Here is a 5,214-nt window from a genome sequence, read left to right as displayed (position 1 = left end):
CAAACATCCCTGTTTGCGACGGTTCCGAAAATCCTTTCCCTGCGTCCCGCCTTAAATTTTGGCATCCTCACCTTGTCGCCAAAAGTCCGAACACACTAAATATAAAACAGAGACAGGAAGTACTATGTCCTTTTCAACACCACTCAAAAAAATCCTGAACTCTAAGCTGATCGGCTTATCCGCAGCCATTATGGCCGCGAGCCTGAATGTACAGGCGATGGACCAAAAGGCCTTTGAAAAGGCCATGGGCGAGATCCCCAAAAAAGGCGCCAGCGAAAAGCTAAAAGCCCTGCAGGACATCCGCTATCGCTGGATCATGGAAAGCTACCCGGAAAATGCCACCTACCGCGGCTATCCCGGTGGAGAGAAAGACTGGACCGATCAATCCAACAAAGGTATTGAACGGCGCAAAGGCCAGACCCGCGAACTGCTCGCCGCCAGCCGTCATATCGACGAAGACAAGCTCCCCGAAAATGAACAGCTCGACTACCAGCTGCTCTACCAGGACCTGCTGCTGCAGGTAAAAGGCTACCAGTTCCCCGAACACCTGCTGCCCGTCAATCACATGAGCGGCATTCAGCGCAACGTACCGGCCGTACTCAGCGCCATGCCCAAGCGCACCGCCGCCGACTACGAAGATATCCTCGCGCGCCTGGAAAAGTTACCCACACTGATCGATCAGACCCAGATCCTTATGGAAAAGGGCCTGAAACAAAAACTGACCCCGCCGCAGATCACCCTGCGCGACATACCGGGACAGATCCGCGCCCTGATCCCCACAGATCCCAAGCAGAGCCCGCTGCTCAAAGCGTTCTACGAAATGCCCGCGAGCATCCCCGCCGCCCAGCAGACGCGCCTGCGCAACCGTGCACAGAACCTCTACCAGAAAACCCTGATTCCGGAATGGCAGCGACTGGCAGAATATGTTGAGCGCGATTACATACCCAATGCCAATACGGAAACCGCATTTACCAAAAATGACGACGGTATCCGCTGGTACGCCTACAAAGTGCGTGAACAGACCACCACGGAAATGAGCCCCGAGGAAATCCACCGGATTGGTCTCGAGGAAGTTCGCCGTATTCGCGGCGAAATGGATGCAATCATCAAGAAGACCGGCTTTGATGGCGACTTCAAGGCGTTCACGGATTTCCTGCGTAACGATCCGCAATTCTACTACGACAACAAAGAAGACCTGCTGAAAAACTACCGGGATATCGCCAAGCGTATCGACGGCGAACTGCCCGCACTGTTCGGTACCCTGCCGCGCCTGCCCTACGGGGTAAAAGCGATTCCGAGCTACTCGGAAAAATCCCAGACCACCGCCTACTACCAGCCGGGCTCCAATGAAGCCGGCCGCGCCGGGGTGTTCTTTGCCAATACCTACGACCTGAAAAGTCGCCCGACCTGGGAGATGGAAGCGCTGACGGTGCACGAGGCCATGCCCGGCCACCACCTGCAGATCGCTCTGGCCCAGGAGCAGAGTGACATTCACCCGCTGCGGCGCAACAAGTTCTACACCGGCTTTGTCGAGGGCTGGGGACTCTACTCCGAGAGCCTCGGTTACGACCTCGGCCTGTACACAGACCCGTACAACGAGTTTGGCGCGCTGACTTACGATATGTGGCGGGCGGTACGTCTGGTGGTGGATACCGGTATGCACCAGCTTGGCTGGAGCCGGGACGAGGCGATCGAGTACTTCATGAATAACAGTGCCAAGCCGGAGCACGATATCGTGGTGGAGATTGATCGCTACCTGGTGTGGCCGGGTCAGGCGCTGGCCTACAAGGTAGGGCAGCTGAAGATCAAGGAAATCCGCGCGCGCGCAGAAGAAGCCCTTGGGGATAACTTCAATATTCGCGAGTTCCACGATGCGCTGCTCGGCGCCGGTGCCCTGCCGCTGAATGTGCTGGAAAGTCGCATGAACACCTGGATTGAATCCCAGGGCGGAGAAATCAGTAAAGCCCAGCCGGTGAGTGATTCCGGTGGCCAGGCAGCCCTGAACTAGGCTTCCGAAAAGAGCACAGATTCCGTGGCAATACGCCACGGGATCTCGTCTATCTATTCCTCTCCTGTCTACTCATCGCCACTCTTGCGTGCGCGGGAATGCCCCTGCACCGTGCGCACAAACTGACTGAATGCGCGCTCCTGCGCCCGGGATTCCGCCAAAGTCCGGGTATTCCTCTGAATCTCCCGCTCCAGTTTGCGCCAGTTTTGCAACCTGCGTTCGTCCAGCTCTCCAGACTCAATCGCCGCCTGCACCGCACAACCCGGTTCGGATTCATGGGCGCAATCCGCGAAACGGCACTGCTCTGCAAGTTCGCCGATATCCGCAAAGGTTGCCGCCAGGCCTTCACTGACATCGGCCAACCCGAGCTCGCGCATACCCGGGCTGTCCAGTAGCAATCCGCCATCGGGTATGGCGTAGAGCGCGCGGTGCCGCGTGGTGTGACGCCCCTTGCTGTCGTCTTCACGAATGCCGGAGGTCGCCGCCAGCTCGCTGCCGGCAAGGCTGTTCAACAGCGTGGACTTGCCCACCCCGGAGGAGCCGAGTAGCGCCAGGGTTTCTCCGCTGCGGCAGTAGTCACGCAGGGATTCCACACTGGCTCTGTCGAGGGCATTGACCAGCACCAGCGGCAGATCCCGGTGACCCTTCAGCGCCTCGCGGTATTGCTCGTGGTCGTCACTGAGATCGGCCTTGGTCAACACCAGGCAGGCGCGGCAGCCGGCCTCTTTGACCAGGGCGAGATAGCGCTCCACCCGGGACAGGTTGAAGTCGTGATTGCACGAAGACACGATCAACACGTTATCGATGTTCGCCGCGATCAGCTGTGCCTGCTTGGCCCCCGGGGCCATGCGCCGGAACAGGCTGCTGCGCTCGAGGCGTCGCGCCGGCTTGCGGGATTCCCGCTCCAACAACAGCCAGTCGCCCACCGTGGGCTTTTCCACAGCGTCGTCAAACAGCGGGCCACTCACCAACACGGGCTCATCGCCCCGCTCGCCGGCGACCTCGATCTGGCTGCGGTGCACCGCCGTCACCCGCACCGGCTCGAACGCCTCCAGTTCCTCCAGGGAAAGTTGCTGCTGGAAAAACGGTTTCCACCCAAGACGGGCCAGGGGAGCACCACTGGCCGGCGTTGTTTTCTGGTCGCCCGCAGACACACCGCGCCGAAAAGTCGGGCGGCGGGAAATCAGGGATTTACTCAATTTTGCAGATCCTCAAAAGTCGCCCGCAGTGAATCAACAAATGATACGGGCGCACGCACTTTATGCCTCTGAGCATAGTCCGGGCAATCAGAATTGGTGGCACTAGAAGAGGAAATCCGACAAAAGAAATCTGCCGGGAGAGGATGCTTACAGTTGCAGCCTGTGGCCGTTGTCCTTCAGCCAGCGTCGCAGCTTGCGGTAGTCGGGACACAAGCTCTCCACAAGCCCCCAGAACGCCGCACTGTGATTGTGGTGTTGCAGATGGCACACCTCGTGGATCACCAGATAATCCACTACCGCCTCGGGGGCGAGGCATACCAGCCAGTTGTACTGCAGCTCCCCGCGAATGGTGCAGTGTCCCCACTTGCTGCGGGTCCGCCGCACCTTGACCGAGGAAAATGACAGCCCCAGCTGCCCGGCAAAACAGGCCGACTTCTCCGTCAGCAACGCCAGGGCTTCCCGCTGATACAGCTTTTGCAGCGCCGACTGGATCTGCGTCTCATCCGGCTCCCGCGTGCGACAGTAAAGCTGGATGTAGCCATCGCGAATACCGGCATCGGCAGCGCGGGCCGCACGATCCAGCTCGAGGGCGTTACCCAGCCAGGGAAAGTGCGCGCCAAACGCGAAATGATGATCCGGCACCTGGGACCGGCGCACCGCCACCCCGCGCAGCTGCGCGCGCACCCACTGGATATTGTCACGCAGGAACTGGTGGCCGTGACGCTCGGCACAGCGCTGGGGAATCCGCACCTCCGCGCCCTTCTCCGTCACCACCAGCCCCAGACGCTTGCGGCGCGGGGAACGCGACAGACGGTAGGCAACATCCTCGAAGGTAAACAGATCCCCACTCACAACAAACGCAGTACCGGAATTAACAAAGATTACTCGGAGGGCACCGGCACCACCGCCATGGTGATCCGGGAAATACAGTTCAGTTTGCCGTGCTGGTCGTAGATACGGATTTCCCAGACCTGGCTGGTGCGACCGAGGTGAATCGCAGTCGCTTTGCCGGTTACCGCACCGTCCGGCACCGGGCGCAGGTGATTCGCGTTGATCTCCTGTCCCACGCAATAAAACTTGCTGTTATCCACCACCATGTTCGCGGCCATGGAACCCAGCGTCTCCGCCAGCGCCACACTGGCACCGCCGTGCAGAATACCAAATGGCTGACGGGTGCGATCCTCAACCGGCATGGTACCGACCAGATAATCATCACCGACTTCGGTAATGTGCATCCCCAGGTATTTGGGCATGCAATCGCCCATGCTTTGATTCACCTGATCCAGAGTCGGGTTCGCAGTGTGCCAGACAGCCATAAATCACCTTTACCAATTCGCAGCAATAACGGCCAGACAATATCAGTAGAACAGCTGTGGATTGAAAGTGCCAAAGCCACCAAAGTGCATCATCTCAGCTTCCAGGTGACGCATTTCCCGCAGCAGGCCGCGACGCTCGCTGCGCAGGGCGCGCCGCTCTTCCTTGGATTCGACCTCATCCAGCAACTCCTCTATCCGGTACACCTCGCGCTCCGCCTGCTCGTAGCGCTTCGCCAGTGCCGCGTACTGCTGCTCGGCCTGGTACACGGCGAGGCCGCGCTCGTAGTTGGCCAGAAACAGGTCCGCGGTGGGGCCAGTGCAGACACCTTCGTAATTGCTACCGCGACGGCCAACCACAAAGCCATTTTCCGGGGTGCAGTACTGCTCAACGCCCTGTTCGTGCCCCTGCATCCAGGCTGCGGTATCGGTACGGATACCGTACTCGTGACATTTCTGCGCGATCTTGTACACGGTGGCCTGACTGCGACCGCGGGCACCGTCTTCTATACCGCGCTCGTACCAGAGCCCGGCCTGGCATTCGTTTTCGGAAATTACCGCGCAGCCGCTGGAGAGGGCCAGGGCTGTGGGGAGGGCGAGTAGTGTGAGTAATTTCCAGAGTTTCATATCCGGCCTGTGATGCGAAGTAACGAGGTAGACGTGAAGGCAAAGTGCCGGGTACAGGTTTTCAGGA

General features: G+C 59.4%; 5 protein-coding genes. 1 reads left to right on the top strand and 4 read right to left on the bottom strand.

What is annotated here, in order from left to right:
- Positions 1-124 precede the first annotated feature (124 nt).
- Positions 125-2,008, top strand: coding sequence for a DUF885 domain-containing protein (locus tag B4U49_RS01295; protein ID WP_239692424.1), 1,884 nt, complete (start codon positions 125-127; stop codon positions 2,006-2,008).
- A gap of 68 nt (positions 2,009-2,076) precedes the next feature.
- Here the strand turns inward: B4U49_RS01295 and rsgA are convergent, their stop codons facing one another.
- The 4 genes from rsgA to B4U49_RS01275 all read right to left on the bottom strand — a co-directional run.
- Positions 2,077-3,207 (bottom strand): ribosome small subunit-dependent GTPase A, encoded by a 1,131-nt coding sequence (gene rsgA, locus B4U49_RS01290; RefSeq protein WP_078082781.1) that lies wholly within the window; start codon positions 3,205-3,207, stop codon positions 2,077-2,079.
- 147 nt (positions 3,208-3,354) lie between these two features.
- Complete coding sequence (locus B4U49_RS01285; RefSeq protein WP_078082780.1) at positions 3,355-4,059, bottom strand: M48 family metallopeptidase; 705 nt, start codon at positions 4,057-4,059, stop codon at positions 3,355-3,357.
- A 29-nt stretch (positions 4,060-4,088) separates the two neighbouring features.
- On the bottom strand, positions 4,089-4,523 hold the full coding sequence (locus B4U49_RS01280; protein WP_078082779.1) for a hotdog fold thioesterase: 435 nt from the start codon (positions 4,521-4,523) through the stop codon (positions 4,089-4,091).
- 42 nt (positions 4,524-4,565) lie between these two features.
- On the bottom strand, positions 4,566-5,214 hold a 649-nt coding region (locus B4U49_RS01275), incomplete at its 5' end, for a DUF2799 domain-containing protein (protein WP_338036811.1).

It is taken from the genome of Microbulbifer mangrovi (genome assembly GCF_002009015.1).
GTDB lineage: Bacteria > Pseudomonadota > Gammaproteobacteria > Pseudomonadales > Cellvibrionaceae > Microbulbifer > Microbulbifer mangrovi.
Note: the sequence above shows the minus strand (reverse complement) of the source record. Positions and strands in the feature narration are given on the sequence as shown.

What these genes read in the sequence shown, in the direction of transcription:
- B4U49_RS01280 (WP_078082779.1), bottom strand. Translation starts at nt 4,523, where the DNA reads ATGGCTGTCTGGCACACTGCGAACCCGACTCTGGATCAGGTGAATCAA.
- B4U49_RS01295 (WP_239692424.1), top strand. Translation starts at nt 125, where the DNA reads ATGTCCTTTTCAACACCACTCAAAAAAATCCTGAACTCTAAGCTGATC.